Genomic DNA, 19,952 nt, shown 5'->3' on the forward strand with positions numbered 1-19,952 from the left:
CCGATCATGAGAATCGCTCTGACCCTCGGGGCCGCCTGCGCGACGGCGCTGCTGACCGCCACGACCGCCGCGACCACAGCCACGGCCACCGCCGCCACCCCCGCCGGCCACGACCGCGGAGTCATCTGGGGCACCGTCGTCTCCGGCCCCGACCTCAAGGTCAGGGACCGGCCGGGCACCGACGGCAGGATCGTCGCGAAGCTCCCGCACGGCAGCCAGGACCGCGTCGAGTGCGCCGTCAAGGGCACGACCGCTGTGCACGGCAACACGGACTGGTACTGGCTCACCGGCGTCCGCGGCTGGGTGAGCGCGGCCTACGTCGACACCCACGGCCGTCACGTGCCGAGCTGCTCGGCCGTCGACCCGTGCCCGCAGTGGCGGGACAAGGACTGCCACCACGACCCGTGCGCGTACCGCGACCGCTGACGCCGCGACCACTGACGTACGACCGGTGCAGGTGACGTCACAGAGAAGGGAACCGTCATGGCACACGCCGCCCCCGCCTTCCACCCCCGCCGCACCCGCCGCTCACGGGCCGCGTCCGGCGCCGCCCGCTGGGCGGGCCTCGCCCTGGCCATGGGCGTCGTCTACGGCCTGTGGGCCGGCCTGATCCGGCGCGACGGCGGCCCGCTCACCGCCGGGAGCGTCCTGTTCGGCGTCGCCGCCGGTCTCGTCTTCGCCGTCCTCATGTACGCCCTGCACCGGGTGGCGCCGTCGCTGCCCCGCGAACTGCGCTCCATGTCCTGGGCGGTGTTCGCGGGGGTCAGCTTCGGCTTCCTGGTCAGCGCGGGCGGGGCGAGCGTGGTCCGGTCGACGGTCCTCGGGCTGCTGGCCGCCGCGAGCGTCTTCGCGATGACGTTCTACCGCTACTACACGACGGAGTGAGCCGGGCCCCGGCCCAGGCAGGCAGCACGGTCAGAGCGACTTCAGGTCGACCGCGCGCGCCATGGCCCGGTACCCCGCGTCGTTCGGGTGCAGCTGGTCGCCGCTGTCGTACGCGGGAGCGATCCGCTCCGGGTCGTCCGGGTCGGCGAGGGCCTTGTCGAAGTCGACGTACGCGTCGTACTCACCGGACGTGCGCACCCACGTGTTGAACGCGTCGCTCACCTTCGCCGAGTGCTCGCCGTAGTGGTCGGAGCCGCCGAGCGGCAGCAGCGTCGCACCGACGATCCGCACGCCCTTGGCGCGGGCCTCGCGGATCAGCGCGCGGTGGCCGTTGATCAGCTGGCGCGCGGTGACCTTCGGGGCGGGCTTGTAGGTGGGGTGGTCGCCTTCGTAGAAGCCGATGTCGTTGACGCCTTCGAGGACGACGACCGTGCCGACGCCGGGCAGGTCGAGGGCGTCCCGCGCGAAGCGGTTGGCGCTCCGCTCGCCGTACCAGGCCGAGTCGTTGAGGACGAGGTTGCCGCCGATGCCGGCGTTGAGGACGGGCCGCTGGTCGCCCGCCTTCGCGAGGCGTTCGGCGAGGGCGTCGGACCAGCGGCGGTTCTCGTCGGTGGTGGAGGCGAAGCCGTCCGTGATGGAGTCGCCGAAGAGCACGACGCCGTCCCGCCGGGCCGGGCGCTCGCCGCCGCTCACGTCCACGCCCGCCAGGTAGTACCAGGATTCGGTCGTCTCGCCGAAGGCCTTGCCGCCGGTGTCCGTGGTGTGGTCGCCGTCCGCGCGGTAGCTGGTGGCGAAGGACTGGGCGTGGAAGGTGGCCGGGCCCGTGGTCCCCGACAGGTGCAGCGTGACGGTCACGGACTCCATGGGGGCGAGTCTCAGCCCGGCGCCGTCGCTGGACAGGTCGGCGCCCGCGGGGATCGTGACGGAGCGCTTCCCGCCGAAGGTGAGCCGCCGCACCGAGTCCGCCTCCACGGCGGCCCCCTTCTCCGCGCCGTCCGCCGTCCGCGCGACGGTGGCGCTCTCGATCCGCAGCGGCGAGGCGCCGTACCGGTTGGAGAGCCGGATGCGGGCGCGGTCGCCGCCCTCGGTGACGCGGACGACCTGGCGCAGGGTCTGGTTGTCGAAACCGGCCTCCGACCAGTTGGGCTTGAAGCCGGTGCTCGGGCGTTGCGGGGCGGCGGCCCAGGCGGCCGACCACCCCGCCTCCGGCTTCTTGGCCGGCGAAGTGGCGGACGAGTCGGCGGGCGCCGTGGTGTGGGCGCCGACGGCGTGGGCGCCGGTCACGACGGCCCCCGCGGTCAGCGCGAGGGCGGTGGCGGTGGCGACGGCGGTCATACGGGCACGCGAAATCATCATGGTCTCCAGGGAGTTGCAGAGGTGCACGGGCCGGATCGGCTCCTCAAAGATCCACCGGCCACCCGGCCCGATCAACGGCGATCCATGAAACGATCCCTGCGCTCACGCTTATCGACGCAGGTCACAGGGGGTATGTGATGGAACGGCAGGAGCTGGAGACCTTCCTGACACTGGCCGAGGAACTGCATTTCGGCCGCACCGCCGAACGCCTCCTCCTCTCCCAGGCCCGCGTCAGCCAGACCGTGAAGAAACTGGAGCGCAAGATCGGCGCCCCCCTCTTCGAACGCACCAGCCGCGTCGTACGCATGTCACCGCTGGGTCGGCAGTTGTACGAGGACGTGGCGCCGCTGCACGCGCAGCTGGAGGCGGCCGTGGCGCGCGCCAAGGACACCGCGCGGGGCGTCGAGGGCGAGCTGAACGTCGGCTTCCTCGGCTCGGGCGCGGGCTCCCTGACCGCTCCGGTCCTCGCGACGTTCCGCGAGCGCTGCCCCGGCAGCGAGGTCACCATGCGTGAGACGCAGTTCCACGACCCGCTGGGCCCCCTGCGCCGCGGCGAGATCGACGTCCTCTTCACCTGCCTGCCCGTGACCGAGCCGGACCTCACCGTCGGCCCCGTCGTCATCAACGAACCGCGCGTCCTCGCCCTGCCGCTCGGCCACCCGCTCGCCGCACGCGCCTCGGTCTCCCTGGAGGAACTGGCGGGCGAGACCTTCTTCGGCGTCACCAACGGCGCGCCCGCCTACTGGTGGGACTTCCACGTGCCGCGCCGCACGCCCAGCGGCCGCGAGATCCGCCGCGGCCAGGCCGTGGCCGGCTTCCAGGAACTGATGACCCTGGTCGCCACCGGCCAGGGGATCTCCCCGATGGTCGCCTCCGTCGAGCGGTACTACGCCCGTCCCGATGTCGTCTTCGTACCGCTGCGGGACGTGCCCTGCGCCGAGGTCGCGCTGATCTGGCGCACGGCGGGCACCAACGCCCGCTCCGAGGCGTTCATCCGCACGGTCTCCGACACCGTCGCGGCCAACGGTGGCCCCGCCGCGTACTAGCTACGGACGCGATGTCTGAAATCCGCCAGCCTGCTCGCGGCCGGCCGGTCGAGAATCCGCTCATGATCGCTGACACGCAGGGAATCCGCATCCGGCATCGCGGGCATGAACCGCAGGTCCATCCCACCGCCTATGTCACCCCGACGGCCACGCTCGTCGGTGATGTCCGCGTGGGGCCGAGGGCGCGGGTGATGTACGGGGCGGTGCTCGATGCCGAGGGGTCTCGGATCGAGGTGGGGGAGGCGGCGGTGATCTGCGAGAACGCGGTGCTGCGCGGGTCCGCGGTCGCCGGCGATCAGCCGGTGCTCGTCGGCGACCACGTCTTCGTGGGGCCGCACGCCACGCTGCTGGGCTGCGAGGCCGGCAGGTGTGTCTATGTGGCGACCGCGGCGACGGTTCTGCAGTGCGCACGGTTGGGGGCCGGCTCGGTTGTCGCTGTCGGCGCGCTCGTTCACGCGCGCACCGTTGTGCCGGACGAGTACTTCGTGCCGCCGCACACGGTGGCGCTTGACGCGCCGGTGCGGCTGATGGCCGCCGGTGATCAGGACTTGGCCGAGGCGGTCGGCCGGGTGGGCTTCGCGCGGGCGGCGTTCGGTGTCGACGCGGAGTGGACCGACCGGATCAGCCGGTACGAGCAGATCGCGGAGGTGCGCGTCGCCGAGTTCGGCACACACGCGGACGATGAGGTCCTGGATGTCGGCTAGCGCCGCGTCAGCGCCCCTCGCGCGGCCACGTGCAGTCCTCTCTCAGGGCCCGGCCACGTCCGAACGGTCCGTGCACAGCGCCCAGATGACGAAGACGCCGAGCGCGATCGAGATGAACGCCCACACCGGCGTGTACGGCAGCCACAGGAACTGCGCCACGACGCCGAGTGCCGCCAGCGCCACGCCGGTCGCCTTCGCCCAGGCCGCGCCCTTGAGGATGCCCCAGCCGGTGACCGCGATGACGAGCCCGAGCACCAGGTGAATCCAGCCCCACGTGGTCAGGTTGAACTTGTACACGTAGTCGCCGACCCGCTCGTACACGTCGTCCTTGGCGATGCCCGCGATCCCCACGAACACGCCGAGGACGCCGTTCACCAGCATCAGCACACCGGCGAACATCGTGCCGCCGGTGGCCCACGGATTCTCCTCCACGGTGTGGTGGTGATGCTGCGGTCCGGTGGGGTGGTGCTGCGGCCCGGTGGAGTGGCCCGGCGTAGGGGGCGTCGCGCTGCTCATGACCGCCTCTTTCCTCTGTCCTCCGTCGGGGAGTCCTGCGTCGCGGACTCACAGCGTGTGACGGAGGGCGGTGCGGCGGCGACCGGGCCTACTCCGAACGGGCGACCTCCGGCCGCCTCCGCGCGTCCTTGTGGGGGCCGCGGCTACCGGAGGTCTGACGCGATGGCCTCGGTGATGGCCGAGGCCATGCGGCGGACACCGGGTGAACGCACCGGGCAGGGCCGGGACTTGGCCGTGGTGGGCGCCAGGCAGAAGTGCAGGTAGTCCTTGTCGCGGTGGAGGGCGGTGAGGTTCCGCCCGGGCTCCGTGCAGTACGCCGGGTGCTTCGTCTCGTACGAAGTGCACGGCAGCTTCTCCGCCCAGGAGTAGCGCGCGGAGGCCGGGGCCACGGCCTTGCCCGCGTCGGCCACGAGGCCGCCGGAGGCGCGGGCCCGCGCCTGGTACAGGGCGTTGACGCGGCGGACGCGGTCGGGCGTGATGGCGTCGGGGCCCTGGAGGACCCACACGACACGCGTACGTCCCGCCCCGGCGGCGGCGTCGATCTGCCGGGTCAGGGCCTGGGCGTCGGCGGCGTACCGGTCGAAGTACTTGCCGGGGGCCTTGTCGTACGTGATGCCGTCCATGCAGGGCGTGTAACCCCAGGCGTTGCCCCAGAACTGGAGTACGACGTAATCCGGCCGTTCGGCGCGGATCAGCGCGGCGGCCTTGTCGGTGTCGGGGACGAGGGAGTCCTTGCCGGTGCCTTCGAGGTAGTCGCAGAGGGTGGTGCCGGAGTAGGGGGCGCTGCGGTAGCGGGCGCCGAGGCGGTCCTTGAGGTGGGCGCCCAGGACGTCCTGGTTCTCCATGGCGAGGGAGTCACCGAGGTAAAGCACCTTGGGGGCCGGCTTGGCGGCGATCCGCTTCCGGGTGGTGGAGGTCGCCGAGGGCGGCGGCGCGGAGGGCGTGCGCTCGGCCCGCTCGGCGCCCGGGGCCTTCGGTAAGCGCTCCGGGACCTCGCCCCCGGCCCCGGGGTCCCCGCACCCGGCGAGGAGCAACGCCCCGGCCAGTACTCCCGCGGCCCACAGCTTACGCACCGGCAACTCCCGCCCCAGACAGCTGAAATGACCCCCCAGGCAAGCACACGCGGGGCGCCGGGCGATAGGCATCGTTCTGCCAAGTGGGCCCGGCGCCCCGCGTCGTGTCTCCGGCGGCTCTAGCGGGCGACGAACTGCGTCAGGATGGCCTGCACCTCGTAGATGTCGACGCCCTTGGTGAACGTCTTCTGGAGCGGCACCTGGTTGCCGGAGATCCAGATCTTCAGCTCGGCGTCGAGGTCGAAGTGCCCGGCCGTCTCCACCGCGAAGTGGGTGATGCTGCGGTAGGGGACCGAGTGGTATTCGACCTTCTTGCCGGTGATGCCCTGCTTGTCGACCATGATCAGGCGGCGGTCGGTGAACAGCATGGTGTCGCGTATCAGGAGGTACGCGGCGTGGACCTGCTCGCCGTGCCCGAGAAGCCGGGCGTACTCGTTCTGCGCCTTGCCCGGATCGATGGTGTGCGCGTTGCCGAAAAGTGCCATGGAAGGCCCCCCACTGTCGTGACCCACTCGGTGGATCGTTCCCCATGCCCCGTGACCCGGATGAACCACGGGATCAGGCCAACCCTAACCGGGCTGACCGGGGTGACCGGGGCGATGGGGGTCGGCGGGGAGCTGCGCGCCGCGTTCGAAGGCCTCGGCGAAGGCGGCCGGGCCGAGGGAGGCGCTCGCCGAGGCGGTGACGCGGTCGACGTCACCGCGCTCGGCGGGCGGCAGCGGGGCGCCGACGCTGCGGCGGGCCGCGTCGGCGGTGCCGAGGAGCAGCGCGGCGTGTTCGGCGTCACCGGCGAGGGCCGCGGCGCCCGCGAGGCCTTCCAGGGAGAGGGCGAGGGCACGGGGCTCGGCCAGCTGCCGGGCGATGGCCAGGCCGCGTCGGTGCTCGGCTTCGGCGCGGGGGGCGTCGCCGCGGAGTTCGGCGATGAAGCCCAGCTCGGCGTGGAGCAGGTGGTCACCGGCGGGGGAGGAGACGTCCGCGTGGCGGTCGCGGATGCGGAACAGGTACGACTCGGCGGCGGCGAGGTCTCCGGAGCGCCGGGCCCCCAGGGCGAGGCCCATCTCGGCGTGGATCTCGCCGTAGCGGTAGCCCTGGGCGGCGGCGCGCCGCCGGGCCTCCTCGTGCAGCTCACGGGCGCGCTCCCAGTCCCGGGCGAGCAGGGCGAGGCGCCCGAGCCCGGAGAGCCGCGCGGCGACCTCGGCCTCCAGCCGCAGCTCACGGGCGATACGGAGCCCTTCGTGCTGCCGGCGGGCGGCCTCGTCGTACTCCCCCTTGATCTCGGCGAGCACGGCGAGCGGGGCGATGCCCTGCAACTCCCCCCACTGATCCCCGAGTTCCCGGAACAACGCCACGGCCCGCGACGCGTCCCGCCCGACGGTGTCCAGATCCCCCCGCATCAAGGCATGCATCCCCCGAAGCGCGAGCCCGGCGGCCGTACTCCACCGATCCCCCCGAGCCGCGGCATCGTGCAGCACGCGCGCGTTGACGCACTCACTCCCCGCAAGATCCCCCACACTGAACAGCCCATACCCCCAAAGCCAGAGGGCCCGCCGCTCGTTCCCCCCAAGCCCGCCCCCGTCAGGGGCGCGGGGAACGGCGCGCTCAGCCCCCTCACACCCGCAGGGACGCACGGGTCGGGCCCCGTCAGGGGCGCGGGGAACGGCGCGCTCAGCCCTCTCGCACCCGCAGGGACGCACGGGTCGGGCCCCGTCAGGGGCGCGGGGAACGGCGCGCTCAGCCCTCTCGCACCCGCAGGGACGCACGGGTCGGGCCCCGTCAGGGGCGCGGGGAACGGCGCGCTCAGCCCTCTCGCACCCGCAGGGACGCACGGGCCGGGCCCCGTCAGGGGCGCGGGGAACTGCGCGACCAGCCCCCTTCCACCCGCAGTCACCCACCCCACAACAACCCACCCCCACCCCCCGCTCCCCCCTCTCCCCGGTCAACAGAGCAAACGCCCCACCGAGCAACCGAAGCTCACCCCACCCCGCCCCCAACTCCCTCAGCTCCGCCACCGCCGCAAACGCCCACCGCCCCTCCGCCAGCCGCCCCCGAAGCACCCACCACCAAGCCAACGCCGAAGCCAACCGCACCGCCTCCCGAGGCCAAGGCGCACCCACCGCCTCCTCCAGAGCCGCACGCAGATTCCCCGCCTCCACATCCAGCCGCCGAAGCCACACCCCCTGCCCGGCCTCCATCCCCCCGGCCCCCGGCACCTCCGCCCCCGACAGTCCAGCCCCCGGCAACCCCGCCCCCGGCAACCCCGCCCCCCGAAGCCCCGCCTCAGCCCTCTCAGCCAACCCCAGATAGTGCCTCAAATGCCGCTCCCGCAGCGCACCGAGATCCTCCCCCTCCCGCAACCGCTCACCGGCATACGCGGCCACGGACTCCAGCAGCCGATACCGGACCCCCGTAACCCCATCCCCCGGCACCATCACCACCAGCGACCGTTCCACGAGCCGCGTCACGAGGTCGAGAACCTCCTCCCGGCCCACCTCACCCCCCGCACACACCGCCTCCGCGGCCTCCAACGTGCACCCACCCCGATGCACGGCGAGCCGGCACAACACGACACGCTCGGCCCGGCCGAGCAACTCCCAGCTCCAGTCGATCACCGCCCGCAACGTCTGCTGCCGCGCCGGCGCCCCCCGCCGCCCCGAGGTCAGCAACCGGAAGCGATCACCGAGCCGTACGGCCAACTCCCGCACCCCGAGGGCACGTACCCGCGTAGCGGCAAGTTCCAGGGCGAGCGGAATACCGTCCAGCCGCCGGCAGATCTCGGCGACGGCCTCCGCGTCACCGGGCTCGGAGGCGACGAACCCGGGCGCCGCGGCGGCGGCACGCGCGGTGAACAACTCGACGGCGTCGGCACCCTGCAAGGGCTCCACCAGGAACACCGCCTCACCCGTGAGCCCCAGCGGCTCCTGACTGGTGGCGAGGACGCGCACCTCGGGCGCCGCACGCAACACCGCGTCGGCGAGCGCGGCGGCCTGCTCCACGACCTGCTCGCAGTTGTCGAGGACGAGAAGCACGCGCCGGTCCCGCAGCGCGGCGACGAGGCGTTCGAGGGGCCCGGCGGCGGGTTCGGCCGTGGCCGGCGCACCTGAGGCCGGCACGTCATCGCGGAGCCCGAGCGCGGCGGCGACGGCCTGGGCGAGATCATCGACGCTGCTCCCGGCCCCGTACTGCCCGGCGAACTCGACGAGCCACAACCCGCCCTCCTCACGGGAGGCCGCTTCGACGGCGAGCCGGGTCTTCCCGACGCCGCCGGGACCGGTGAGCGTGACGAGCCGCGCGGTGGCAAGGAGCCGCTGAACGGCGGTCACGGAGTGCTCGCGGCCGATCAGGGGGGTGAGGGGGACGGGGAGATTGTTGCCGCGGGTGCTGCGGGCAGGCTGCTGGCTCCTACGGGGAGGGAATGACCGCGGGGGTACGGGCGGGTGGGTGGGAGACATCCGCCGCGCAGCGGCGGGCAAGGGAACACCCGGCTCAAGCGAAAGCTCCTGCCGTAGAACCGCATCCCGCAACAAGGTCAACTCGGGCCCGGGCTCAACCCCCAACTCCCGCCCCAGTTGCTCTCGCAGCCCCGCATACGAGGCAAGCGCCTCACTCTGCCGCCCCGCCGCATACAGGGCCCGCATGTGCACCGCCCGCAACCGCTCCCGCAACGGATGCCGGGCCACCAACTCCGCCAGCTCACCGAGCACGGCCACATGTTCACCAAGGGCAAGCCGCGCCTCGGCCCGCTCCTCCAACGCGGACAGCCGCTGCTCGGCCAGGCGCCGCGCGGACGCCCGTACGAACTCCGCATCACCGAAGTCGGCATACGCGGCCCCACGCCACAACTCCAGCGCCGAGGTCAGCAGATCGACCCGTACCCGGGGGTCGGCCTCACCCCCTGCCCCCTCCACCAACTCCCGGAACCGATACGCGTCCACCTCGTCCCCAGCCGCCACATCCACCCGCAGCCGATAACCGGGCGCCTGACGTACGACACGGTCACGCCCGATCGCCCGGCGCAGCTGGGAGACCTTGGCCTGAAGCGCGTTGGCCGAGTTGCCCGGCGGCCGGCCGCCCCACAGATCGTCGATGAGCAGGTCGGCGGAGACGACCCGCCCCTCGTGCACCAGAAGATCGGTGAGCAGCGCCCTGACCTTGACCTCGGGCACGGTCACCGGCTCCCCCTCGCCGTCCCACACCGCCAGTGGACCGAGCACCCCGAACCGCATGCGGATCACCGTACACACCGCCCGGCAGCGGACCGTCAGCGAACCATCAGCGCACCCGAAGCGCCCCCGACCAGAGTCGTCCCGGCCCTACGAACCGCCCCTGAAAGGACCCACCAGTCATGCCCACCACGGACCCGACACCCACGCACCCAAAGAGCACCCACCCGACGACAAGCGGCCCGCACGCACCCCGTACACCCCACACACCCCCACAACAGAAGAAACTCCCGCTCGCGGGCCTCCTCGCCCTGGCCACCGCCGTCTTCATCACCAGCCTCACCGAGACCCTGCCCGCGGGCCTGCTGCCCGCCATGAGTGCGGACCTCGGCGTGAGCGAGTCAGCGACCGGCCAGACCGTCACGATCTACGCCCTCGGCACCGCCCTCACCGCGATCCCGCTGACGGCGGCCACCGCGGGCTGGCGGCGCAAACGGCTGCTCCTGCTGGCGATGGCGGGCTTCGCCGCCGCCAACACCGTCACGGCGGTCTCGGGCGACTACACCCTCACGATGGCCGCCCGTTTCGTGGCGGGCGTGGCCGCGGGCCTGGCCTGGGCGCTCCTCGCCGGATACGCCCGCCGCATGGCACCCGTCCACCTCCAGGGCAGGGCGATCGCCATCGCCATGGCGGGCATCCCGGTGGCACTCTCGCTGGGCGTCCCGGCGGGCACGTACCTCGGCGAACTGCTCAGCTGGCAGGCGGTGTTCCTCGTGATGACCGGCCTCACGGTGGGCCTGCTGGCCTGGATCGCGGCCCTCGTGCCCGACTATCCCGGCCGCCCGCGCGGGGCGACACCGCCGATGCTGCGCACGCTGCGCGTACCCGGCGTGTCACCGGTCCTCTTCGTCACCCTGGTCTTCGTCCTGGCGCACACGGTTCTCTACACGTACATCGCGACGTACCTCACCGACCTCGGCATGGGCGGCTCGACCGACGCCGTCCTCCTGGTCTTCGGTGCCGCGTCCCTGCTCAGCATCTGGGCCGTCGGCGCCCTGATCCACCGCAGGCTGCGCGTACTCACGCTCGCCGCCGTCCTCCTGGTCGGCGTGGCCGCGGCCCTGCTGGCGGTGCTCTCCGACACCCCGGCACTCGTCTACGCCGCGGTGACCCTCTGGGGCCTGGGCTGGGGCGGCGCCCCCACCCTCCTCCAGACCGCCGCCGCCGACGCGGGCGGCGACGCGGCGGACGCGGCCCAGGCCATGCTGGTCACCCTCTGGAACGTGGCCATGGCGGCCGGCGGCGTCATCGGCGGCCTCCTCCTCGACCTCTCCGGCACGTCATCCTTCCCCTGGACGATCCTGCTGCTCCTGACCCCGGTCCTGCTCGTGATCCTCCTCGCCCGCACTCACGGCTTCCCGGCGGTACGGCCCGGTGCGAAGCAGTAAAGCTCTGCCCACAGGTCTGAGATGATCGGAGCCCGTACGAAGGGCTCTACGGAGACCCGCGTCAGGTGGGGTGGGGATGTCGATGATGGTGTTGCTGCTCAGCATGCTGGTGCTGATCGCGGCGGCGGGCCTCGGAGCCGTCGTGTGGGCGGCCCGGGGCGGCCCGCGCTGGGTCCACGGCGTGGCCAAGGCGACGACGGTGGCCGCGGAGTTGGCCGCCGTGGCCGCCTCGGCCACGAAGAAGGGCCGGGGCGGCAGCGGCAACAGCTCCTCCGGGGAGTAGCTCAGCTGCCCGCCGGCCTGTGACAGTTCCCGGTTCACGGCTCAGAAGTCATCGGCACCGTTGCGGAGCTGATACGTCCAATAGCCCGTCGCCCACGTCGCCGGGTCGACGGCGATGCCGCCCTCGCCGGGAGCCTTGACGGCGGTCATGCCGCCGCCGCCCTGAAGGGTGACGGAGAAGTCGGTGACGATCTCGTTCTCCTCGTGGGCGCCGCCGTCCGACAGCTTCACGAGGGCGTAGGCGGGGGCACCGGCCTTGAGGACGACGGGAGCGGAGGGCTTGCTCTTGGCGACAGGCGGCACGTTCTCGCGGTGGCTCTCCAGAAACTGGATCTCCGGGAAGCCGACCATCGTGCAGCTGCGGCCCGAGGTGTTCTTGGCGGTGAGCACGATGTGGATGTACGGCGGCCCGCCGTGGCGGGCGGCGCTGACGGACACGTCCCCGGTGGTGCAGACGGGGGAGGAGGCCTTGCTCCCAGCACTCCCACCACTCCCACTGCCCTGCGCGGCCGACAGCCTGACGGTGGCGGGTTCCTCAACCGCCCCGGAGGACCTGACCCCTGTGCCACTGCCCCCGCAGGCGGTGAGGGAGAGCGCGAGAACGGCGGCGCCGGATGCGGCGAGGACGGTGGTACGACTGCGGAGAGTACGCATGGGAGTTCCCCCGGAAGTAGAGACGAACAAACGCCGGCATGAGCCGCCCGACCGTCTCCGGCCACGGCCGCCCCGCTGACACCCCTGACCCTGCCCCACCCCGCTCACGTCCCCCTGCCACCCGACTCACGTCCCGCTGCCGCCCTCGGCCTGGCAGACCTGACAAAACAAAAAGGCCCAGGTCGATGACCTGGGCCTTGGCTATGGAGCGGGTGACGAGAATCGAACTCGCACTCTCAGCTTGGGAAGCTGATGTTCTACCACTAAACTACACCCGCGAAAACGCACCGCCAGAAGCGGTTGCGTAGCGTCGCACAGTCTACCTCATCATGGGCCCCGGGCGTCCCCGCCGCGGGGCCCGCGTGCTGTCCGGGGCGTGGATGCGCCGTGCGACGGGAGGGAGTTGGGGCGTACCGTAGGGGGACCGCTGAGGGGTCGTGTCGGTGGCCGTGCCGCTTGAAGTGGCGTCCCTTTCATACCGTAATGTGGGCTTTCGTCGTCGGCTCGGAAACGAGTCTCAGGCGTACGAGTTCACACACGGCTTTGGGGAAGGGACTCGAGGACTTGATGGAGCGCACCGTCGTCCGATGTGCCGAAGGGCACGTGTTCAGCACCGCGTCGTTCCCGATGCAGCAGGCCGGCCGGCTCGGGCCCGGCCGGCTCATCCGCTGCCCGCGCTGCGCCCGGCTCCGGCACGCCGTGCCGGTGGCCTTGCAGAAGCAGTAACCACGGGCACGGGTACACCCGGTACAGGCGCGCGGGCGCGTCACCGTCCACGAGATTGTGGCGGGCCCGCGCGCTCTGCGTATCCTCGGTGCGTGCTTCTCTCAGACAAGGACATCCGGGCCGAGATCGACTCCGGACGGGTGCGGATCGATCCGTACGACGAATCCATGGTGCAGCCCTCGAGCATCGATGTGCGGCTGGACCGCTACTTCCGGGTGTTCGAGAACCACCGCTACCCCCACATCGACCCCTCCGTGGAGCAGGCCGACCTGACACGGCTCGTGGAGCCGGAGGGCGACGAACCGTTCATCCTCCACCCCGGGGAGTTCGTCCTCGCGTCCACGTACGAGGTCGTCAGCCTTCCCGATGACCTCGCCAGCCGGCTGGAGGGCAAGTCCAGCCTCGGGCGGCTCGGGCTCGTCACGCACTCCACCGCCGGGTTCATCGACCCCGGGTTCTCGGGGCACGTGACCCTGGAGCTGTCGAACCTGGCGACGCTGCCGATCAAGCTCTGGCCGGGCATGAAGATCGGGCAGCTGTGCCTGTTCCGGCTGACCTCTTCCGCCGAGGAGCCCTACGGCTCACAGCGGTACGGGTCGCGTTACCAGGGGCAGCGCGGGCCGACCGCCTCCCGGTCCTTCCTCAATTTCCATCGGACACAGGTGTGACATCCAGCATGAGTGACGTTCGCGAGAACCTTACGTACGAGAAGTTCGGCGGCGCCGTGCGCGAGCTGGCGCAGGCCATCGCCGACGACGGGTACCGGCCCGACATCATCATCTCCATCGCCCGCGGCGGCGTCTTCGTCGCCGGCGGTCTCGCGTACGCGCTCGACTGCAAGAACATCCACCTGGTGAACGTGGAGTTCTACACAGGTGTGGGCACCACCTTGGAGATGCCCGTCATGCTCGCGCCTGTGCCCAACGCGATCGACTTCACCGACAAGAAGGTGCTCATCGCCGATGACGTCGCCGACACCGGCAAGACGCTGAAGCTGGTGCACGACTTCTGTCTCGACCATGTCGCCGAGGTGCGGTCCGCCGTCATCTACGAGAAGTCGCACTCGCTCGTGAAGTGCGAGTACGTGTGGAAGCGCACCGACGAGTGGATCAACTTCCCGTGGAGCGTCGAGCCGCCCGTCGTGAAGCGGGACGGTCAGGTTCTCGACGCCTGACACGTCGACTGCATGACGAAGGGCCCGGGGCTTCGACGCCCCGGGCCCTTCCTCGTCGCGGTACCGCTAGAACGTGCCCAGCTTGATGATCGACAGGATCGCGAGCAACTGGATCGAGGCCGCGCCGAGCGCCCTCGGCCACGGCAGGTCGTGGGACTTGCTCACCATGGTCGTCAGCAGTGCGCCCGCCGCGAGCCAGGTCGCCCAGCCCAGCAGCTGGACGAAGGACTGGCCGCCGCCGAAGAACATCGCCACGATCACGCGCGGCGCGTCCGTCAGCGACATGATCAGCATGGAGAGGCCGACCGTCGGCTGCCACGCGCCGTCACCGCCGAGCTGGCGGGCCAGGGTGTGCGTGACCACGCCCAGGATGAAGGCGCTGATGGTGATCGCGACGCCGGTGGTGAGGACGTACGGGATCACGGATGACAGCGTGGCGTTGATCGCGTCGGTGCGGGCGTCGTCGAAGCCGAAGATCGCGAGCAGGCCGTAGAGGAACGTGACGACGAGGGCCGGGCCCCACATCGCGTAGTCCCGCATCTGGAGGAAGGTCGGACCCGGGCGCAGCACGATGCCGCGCAGCAGGTCCTTCCAGTGCAGGCGCGGCCCGATCGGCGCCGCGGCGGGCTGGCCCGCGCGGTAGGTGTCGCCCTGGTGGTAGGGGTCCTCGCCGATGGAGAAGGCCTGGGTGTGCCCGGGGTTGTTGGCCGCGTACGGGTCGTACCCGCCCTGGGGGCCGTGGCCCTGGCCGTCCGGACCGCCGAAGTACTCCGGCTCGCCGTGGCCGCCGTCGGCCTGCGGCCACTGCTGACCGCCTCTGCCGGGCTGCGGGCCACCGCCCCCGTACTGAGGTCCGCCGCCCCCGTACTGGGGGCCGCCACCGCCGTACTGCTGCGGGTTCGGGGGCGCGGGCGGGTAGCCGTACGACTGCTGCTGCCCCTGGGGGGACTGCTGCCCGTACGGCTGCTGCCGCGGTTGTTGTTGCGGTCGCGCGGCGCGGTTGTCCCGGCCGCGTCCGATCCTGAATCCAGCCACGAATCGAACGTACCTGGTCTTACGGAGTGCGGTCGTCCCTCCTTGGGAGGAGAGAGGCTTTGCGGCCGACCTGTGACAACCCCTAAGGGGGACCCTGAGGGTTCCCGGGGTCCGCGGCGGAAGCCCGGCGGCCAGGACGGGGAGCGGGGTCAGTCCGCGAAGTTGTGGCCGAAGCTCGGGGTGCCCTTGGCGGAGATGCCCACCGTGGAGGTGTAGACGCCCGCCCCGCCGGACAGCGTGCCGTCCGCCTGGGAGGCCAGGAGGTAGAGGGCGCCGTTCTCGGAGTTCTCCCCGGCGGCGCCCACCGCGAGGTCGCCGCGGCCGTCGTCGTCGAGGTCGTCGATGTGGACGTCCGAGCCGAAGGAGTCGTTCCGCTCGTTGGTGTTGGCGACGCCCGGGGTGTTCTGGCTGAGCAGGACGGCGCCCGCCGTGGAGAGGCCGGAGCCGTCCGCCGCGCCGTAGATGACCGTGACGGAGCCCGCGTCGGAGACACCCTCCAGATTCTCGCCGGGGGTGCCCACGACCAGGTCGAGGTGGCCGTCGCCGTTGATGTCGCCGAGGTCCAGTTCGGTGCCGAACGCGTCGCCGTTCTCGGCGCTGCCGGGCACGCCCTCGGTGTCCTGGGTGATCACCTGGCTGCCGCCGTACGGGCCGGTGGACTTGCCCTTCACGACGTACACCGTGCCGCCCTTGTGCGCGCCGGAGATGCCGTCGTCCCAGGTCAGGCCAATGATGATGTCGCCGTAGCCGTCGCTGTCCGTGTCGCCGACGTCGGTGATGACGCCGCCGGGGAGCCGCTGCACGCCGGCCGTGGTGACGCCGTTCGCGCTGCCGGGCAGCCACAGGTTCGCGTTCTCGCCGCCCGCGACGGAGTAGCCGTCGACGATCAGGTCGTCCTTGCCGTCGCCGTTGACGTCACCGGAGTGCAGGTTGAACGGGCCCGCCTCCTCGCCGTTCATGATGGGCGGCGTGACGGTGTAGTGCTTGCCGGTGCCGCCGGCGCGGGTGAAGCCGCCCTCGTACACGTCGATGGTGGCCGCGCCGGAGCGGGAGCCGATGGCGAGGTCGTCCTTGCCGTCGCCGTCGAAGTCGCCCGTCTGGAGGGGCCCGCCGAAGTAGTCGTGCTTGGTGGGGCGCGGGTCCTCCAGCGTGGTGCCGCCGGACAGGCCGTTCTTCGAGCCCCACAGGATCTGTACGGTGCCGCCGTCGACGTCGGAGCCGACGTCCTCGCCCATCACGGCCACCGCGAGGTCGTCGTACCCGTCGCGGTTGAAGTCGCCGTACGCGGTGTCGTTGCCGAAGCTGTCGTGCTTCTCGGCGGAGCCGGGCACGCCCGGGCTGTTCTGGCTGTACGTGGTGTGGTGCCGCTCGGCGCCGCCGTACGTCACGGTGACCTGGCCGGCTCCGGCCTTGCCCGCCACGTGGGCGCCCGAGGCGGAGGTGGCGAGGTCGGCGGCGCCGTCGCCGTTGAAGTCGGCGTCGGGCTGCGTGGCGGGGGCGGGCGCCGCCGACGCGGTGGCCGCCGTGGCGGCGAGCACCCCGCCGGACATCGCGGCGGCGACGGCGGTGGCCGCCGCGAGGCGTATGCGCCCCCGCCCGGCCTCGGCGGCGGTGGTGCGCTTGTGCTTGGCCATGCGGTTCTCCTGCGGCAGGCGGGGATGCCTGGCGGGCACCCGCGGACAAATGGGCTGCGCGACCGGCGCGTTCACCGGGCTTTGGCCCTGGCGTCACGCCGTGGTCGGCGAAGGGAAGACCTTCGGAGTGGCCCAAGGGTTGTACGGGGCCAGGGAGTTGGGGAACCGCAGAGCCGGGCAGGGCCTACTTCCCCAGCACCGCTCCGTACTGCGTCACACCCGAGAGTCCCAGCTTGCCCGGCGTCACCGAGGTGACCGGCGGGTTCGGGCCGTCCTTCGGGGTGCGGGCGTACCAGACGCCGCCCTTGCCGTCCTCGCCGGGCGCGCCGACCGCGAGGTCCGGGTAGCCGTCGCCGTTGTAGTCACCGGTGCCGACATCCGCGCCGAGGCGGTCGCCGGCCTCGGCCGTGCCCGCCACGTCCGTGGAGTTCTGGTCGAAGGAGGGGCCCACGAGCGGCTTCCCGGTGCCGGCCGAGGCGAGGACCCAGTAGGCGCCCGCGTTCTTCGCGGTGCCGACGGCCTCCGTGTCGGCGCCGACGATCAGCTCGTCGATGCCGTCCTGGTCGACGTTGGCGGACGCCAGGTGGGCGCCGAAGTTGTCGTCGGCCTCCGCGTCTCCGGCGACCGAGGGGCTGCCCTGCGTGGTGCAGGAGTGGCCGCCGTCGCCGAACTTGCCGTCCTTCTTGTTGTAGACGGTGAGGACGGCGCCGCCCAGCCGGTCCTCGCAGGCGGTCCCGTCGGCCTCGGGGTTGGGCTGGACGTTGCCGATGGCGAGGTCGGTGGAGCCGTCGCCGTCGAAGTCGCCGGCGGCGAGGGCGGTGCTGGTGGTGTCACCGGTGCTCCAGAGCGACGTCCACTCGCCGGACGCCCGGCTGAGCACCCTGGTGCCCTTGGTCTCCATGCCGCTGTAGGCCAGGGCGATGTCGTCCCCGCCGTCGCCGTCGAAGTCGCCGCTGGTGACGACGGTCGGGCCGGCGAAGTGCCAGCCCTCGATCCGGGACAGCTCGGCGGACGAGCCCGTGGTGAACGGGCCGGAGCGCATCGCGAGCGAACTGGTCTCGTCGAAGTGGGTGTTGAGGGCGATGTCCTTGTCGCCGTCCTTGTCGAAGTCGCCGGTGGTGAGCAGCGCGCCGTAGTTGCGCGACTCGCCGCCTCCGCTGACCGCGGTGAAGCCGCCCTTGAAACCGCCCGCGGAGCCCCACACGATCGCGACGCTGCCCGCGTCCAGGGCCGTGCCCATGTCCTCGCCGGGGGCGCCGACGACCAGGTCGGCGTAGCCGTCGCCGTTCATGTCGTTCGAGTCGACGGCCTTGCCGAACTTGTCGCCCGCCTCGGCGGTGCCGGGCACGCCCGCGGTGGACTGGCTGACCGTCGTCGAGCCGTGGGCGCCGAGGCCGTTCGCGCCGCCCCAGACGACGTTGACGTAACCGGCCTTGGCCTGGCCGCCGACGGTGGCGCCGGGCACGCCGACGGCGAGGTCCGCGTAGCCGTCGCCGTTGTAGTCGGTCCGCGGCTTGGCGGGGGCGGCGGCCGCGCTGCCCGCCGTCAGGCCGGTCAGCGCGAGGGCGGTGGCGGCGCAGAGCGCGCCCGCCGCGAGGAGTTTGTTGCGCGCGGGCGTGCGTACGTACTGAGTCACTGAGAGGTCTCCAGCTGGTGAGAGGGAAGGTGGGGGAAGAGGGGAACGTCAGCGCAGCGTGCGGCCGAAGTCCGCGGCCACGCCGCCGACGCCGAAGTTCCCGCCGTTGAAGGAGGCGGCGTACGAGGAGGTGAGGCCCGTCGGTGTGCCCCGCAGGACCCAGACGGCGCCGACGTCCCGGGTCGCGCCGATGTCCTCGCCGGTGGCGCCGGTGGCCAGGTCCGCGCGGCCGTTCTTGTTGATGTCCTTGAGGCGTACGGACGTACCGAAGTGGTCGCCCGGCTCGGCGGCGCCGGGCACGCCCGCGGTCGCCTGGTGCCAGGCCTTGCCCGAGGCGAAGGAGCCCCCGGAGCCCTGCAGCAGCGTGACGCTGCCGGCGTCCGCCACCCCGTCGACGTCCTCGCCGGGCGCGCCCACCGCGAGGTCGGGCACGCCGTCGCCGGTCACGTCGCCCGCGGAGACGGACGCGCCGAAGCCGTCGCCGGCCTCGTCGGTGCCGGGTACGCCCGGGCTGTCCTGGTGGTACGTCACAGGGGCGCCGAACGCCCGCTCGCCGCCGAGCCGGACGGTGACGGAACCGCCTTTGTCCGCGCGGGAGTTGCCGGTGATGAGGTCGGTGTGGCCGTCGCCGTTGATGTCGCGGGCGGTGGCCGCGTCGCGCGTGGCGGTCGGGTCGTCGCCCTCGGCGAGGACCTGGGGGCCGGAGCCGTGGTGGTCCGCGTCGCCGCTCAGGTGGGCGGTCCAGGCGCCGCCGTCCGCGCGCTCGCCGAACACGACGACGTCGGGGTCCCGGTGCAGGAAGCCGCCGGCGACCATGCCCTCCAGGCGGACGCCCTCGGGGAAGAAGCCGGCCGCCAGGCCGAACGGCCGGTCGAAGTCGCCGCCGTCGCCGTAGTACCACCAGTTGTCGCCGCTGACCACGGACAGCTGCGCGTACCCGTCGCCGTCGGCGTCGGCCCAGGTGGTGGCCTCGCCGAAGCGGCCCGCGGTGTCGGCGGGGGAGGCCACGACACGGCCCCCGGAGGTGAAGCCGCCCTTGCCGCCCCAGACGATCGTCACCGCGCCGGAGGGTTTGCCCTCGGTCTTCTCGCCCGGGGCGCCGACGATCAGGTCGGCGTAGCCGTCCCGGTTCACGTCCGCGGTGGTGACGTTCTCCCCGAACTCGTCCTCGGCCTCGGTCACGCCGGGCATCCCGGTGGAGTCCTGGGTGAGGGTGGTGGCCGCCGCCGCGTTCACGCCGGAGGCCGAACCGTAGGTGACGCTCACGGAGTTGGTGCGCGGGGAGCCGATCGCGAGGTCGCGGTAGCCGTCGCCGTTGAAGTCGTCCGCCAGGGCGGTGGCGGCGCTCGCCGGACCGGCCAGCGGCAACGTCAGACCTGTGGCGGCGAGGGCCGCGACAGAGACGGTGACCGCCAGGCTTCTTACGCGCACGTGTACTCCCAGAAGTGGTGCGGGCCAGGGCAACCGCGGGCTCGGAGTGAACCTTTGGGCAAGGCTTGGCTTTCCGGGTGTGTGACTCACGAGGCGTACGAAGGGTTGTGCGCCGGAAGCGGCACGGTGGCCGCCGGATGAACGGGCGGCCGACGACGTGAGGGACCGCCTTGCCCGCGGGCGGCCGCCCGG

At 72.3% G+C, this 19,952-nt stretch carries 18 protein-coding genes and 1 tRNA gene; 8 read left to right on the top strand and 11 right to left on the bottom strand.

Features of this window, described 5'->3' with window-relative positions:
- The first annotated feature begins 6 nt into the window (after positions 1–6).
- Both J2N69_RS19375 and J2N69_RS19380 read left to right on the top strand, forming a co-directional pair.
- Positions 7–426: an SH3 domain-containing protein gene (locus tag J2N69_RS19375; RefSeq protein ID WP_230901907.1), complete on the top strand. Its 420-nt coding sequence runs from the start codon at positions 7–9 to the stop codon at positions 424–426.
- Positions 427–483: 57 nt separating this feature from the next.
- Positions 484–885: a hypothetical protein gene (locus tag J2N69_RS19380; protein WP_230901908.1), complete on the top strand. Its 402-nt coding sequence runs from the start codon at positions 484–486 to the stop codon at positions 883–885.
- A 30-nt stretch (positions 886–915) separates the two neighbouring features.
- On the opposite strand, the gene J2N69_RS19385 is transcribed toward J2N69_RS19380, so the two are convergent.
- Positions 916–2,220 carry an SGNH/GDSL hydrolase family protein gene (locus J2N69_RS19385; protein ID WP_230901909.1) on the bottom strand — a complete coding sequence of 435 codons (1,305 nt, stop codon included), beginning with the start codon at positions 2,218–2,220 and terminating at the stop codon, positions 916–918.
- 158 nt (positions 2,221–2,378) lie between these two features.
- Here J2N69_RS19385 and J2N69_RS19390 point away from each other — a divergent pair, with 158 nt between their 5' ends.
- The gene (locus tag J2N69_RS19390; protein ID WP_230901910.1) at positions 2,379–3,287 is read left to right on the top strand and encodes a LysR family transcriptional regulator; all 909 of its coding nucleotides are present in this window, start codon (positions 2,379–2,381) and stop codon (positions 3,285–3,287) included.
- Between the two features lie 11 nt (positions 3,288–3,298).
- Positions 3,299–3,991: a gamma carbonic anhydrase family protein gene (locus J2N69_RS19395; RefSeq protein WP_230901911.1), complete on the top strand. Its 693-nt coding sequence runs from the start codon at positions 3,299–3,301 to the stop codon at positions 3,989–3,991.
- Between the two features lie 42 nt (positions 3,992–4,033).
- Here the strand turns inward: J2N69_RS19395 and J2N69_RS19400 are convergent, their stop codons facing one another.
- The 4 genes from J2N69_RS19400 to J2N69_RS19415 form a co-directional block, all read right to left on the bottom strand.
- Positions 4,034–4,507 (bottom strand): DUF7144 family membrane protein, encoded by a 474-nt coding sequence (locus J2N69_RS19400; protein ID WP_230901912.1) that lies wholly within the window; start codon positions 4,505–4,507, stop codon positions 4,034–4,036.
- A gap of 143 nt (positions 4,508–4,650) precedes the next feature.
- The gene (locus tag J2N69_RS19405) at positions 4,651–5,580 is read right to left on the bottom strand and encodes an SGNH hydrolase domain-containing protein (RefSeq protein ID WP_230901913.1); all 930 of its coding nucleotides are present in this window, start codon (positions 5,578–5,580) and stop codon (positions 4,651–4,653) included.
- A 119-nt stretch (positions 5,581–5,699) separates the two neighbouring features.
- Positions 5,700–6,065: a PH domain-containing protein gene (locus J2N69_RS19410; RefSeq protein WP_127911138.1), complete on the bottom strand. Its 366-nt coding sequence runs from the start codon at positions 6,063–6,065 to the stop codon at positions 5,700–5,702.
- 84 nt (positions 6,066–6,149) lie between these two features.
- A complete protein-coding gene (locus tag J2N69_RS19415) occupies positions 6,150–9,803 on the bottom strand; it encodes an AfsR/SARP family transcriptional regulator (RefSeq protein WP_230901914.1) in 3,654 nt (1,217 codons plus the stop codon).
- Positions 9,804–9,922: 119 nt separating this feature from the next.
- On the opposite strand from J2N69_RS19415, the gene J2N69_RS19420 reads away from it, so the two are divergent.
- Both J2N69_RS19420 and J2N69_RS19425 read left to right on the top strand, forming a co-directional pair.
- On the top strand, positions 9,923–11,188 hold the full coding sequence (locus tag J2N69_RS19420; RefSeq protein WP_230901915.1) for an MFS transporter: 1,266 nt from the start codon (positions 9,923–9,925) through the stop codon (positions 11,186–11,188).
- A 76-nt stretch (positions 11,189–11,264) separates the two neighbouring features.
- Positions 11,265–11,471, top strand: coding sequence for a hypothetical protein (locus J2N69_RS19425; protein WP_230901916.1), 207 nt, complete (start codon positions 11,265–11,267; stop codon positions 11,469–11,471).
- Positions 11,472–11,512: 41 nt separating this feature from the next.
- On the opposite strand, the gene J2N69_RS19430 is transcribed toward J2N69_RS19425, so the two are convergent.
- Positions 11,513–12,124 carry a DUF4232 domain-containing protein gene (locus J2N69_RS19430; RefSeq protein ID WP_230901917.1) on the bottom strand — a complete coding sequence of 204 codons (612 nt, stop codon included), beginning with the start codon at positions 12,122–12,124 and terminating at the stop codon, positions 11,513–11,515.
- 204 nt (positions 12,125–12,328) lie between these two features.
- Positions 12,329–12,402: transfer RNA gene (locus J2N69_RS19435), tRNA-Gly, on the bottom strand.
- 540 nt (positions 12,403–12,942) lie between these two features.
- Between J2N69_RS19435 and dcd the strand changes: the two genes are divergently transcribed.
- Entirely contained in the window at positions 12,943–13,518 is a 576-nt protein-coding gene (gene dcd, locus J2N69_RS19440; RefSeq protein WP_127909749.1) for a dCTP deaminase, read from the top strand.
- Between the two features lie 8 nt (positions 13,519–13,526).
- A complete protein-coding gene (locus tag J2N69_RS19445; RefSeq protein WP_230901918.1) occupies positions 13,527–14,024 on the top strand; it encodes a phosphoribosyltransferase in 498 nt (165 codons plus the stop codon).
- Positions 14,025–14,090: 66 nt separating this feature from the next.
- Here J2N69_RS19445 and J2N69_RS19450 read toward each other — a convergent pair whose 3' ends face one another.
- The 4 genes from J2N69_RS19450 to J2N69_RS19470 all read right to left on the bottom strand — a co-directional run bounded on the left by J2N69_RS19450 (position 14,091) and on the right by J2N69_RS19470 (position 19,760).
- Positions 14,091–15,059 carry a Yip1 family protein gene (locus J2N69_RS19450; RefSeq protein WP_230904779.1) on the bottom strand — a complete coding sequence of 323 codons (969 nt, stop codon included), beginning with the start codon at positions 15,057–15,059 and terminating at the stop codon, positions 14,091–14,093.
- A 149-nt stretch (positions 15,060–15,208) separates the two neighbouring features.
- Positions 15,209–16,693: an FG-GAP repeat protein gene (locus J2N69_RS19460; RefSeq protein ID WP_408056751.1), complete on the bottom strand. Its 1,485-nt coding sequence runs from the start codon at positions 16,691–16,693 to the stop codon at positions 15,209–15,211.
- A 184-nt stretch (positions 16,694–16,877) separates the two neighbouring features.
- Entirely contained in the window at positions 16,878–18,329 is a 1,452-nt protein-coding gene (locus tag J2N69_RS19465) for an FG-GAP repeat protein (RefSeq protein WP_230901919.1), read from the bottom strand.
- Between the two features lie 48 nt (positions 18,330–18,377).
- Positions 18,378–19,760 (bottom strand): FG-GAP-like repeat-containing protein, encoded by a 1,383-nt coding sequence (locus tag J2N69_RS19470; protein ID WP_230901920.1) that lies wholly within the window; start codon positions 19,758–19,760, stop codon positions 18,378–18,380.
- Positions 19,761–19,952 lie beyond the last annotated feature (192 nt).

Origin of the sequence: Streptomyces huasconensis, from assembly GCF_021028635.1 — a bacterium.
Taxonomy (GTDB): Bacteria; Actinomycetota; Actinomycetes; order Streptomycetales; family Streptomycetaceae; genus Streptomyces; species Streptomyces huasconensis.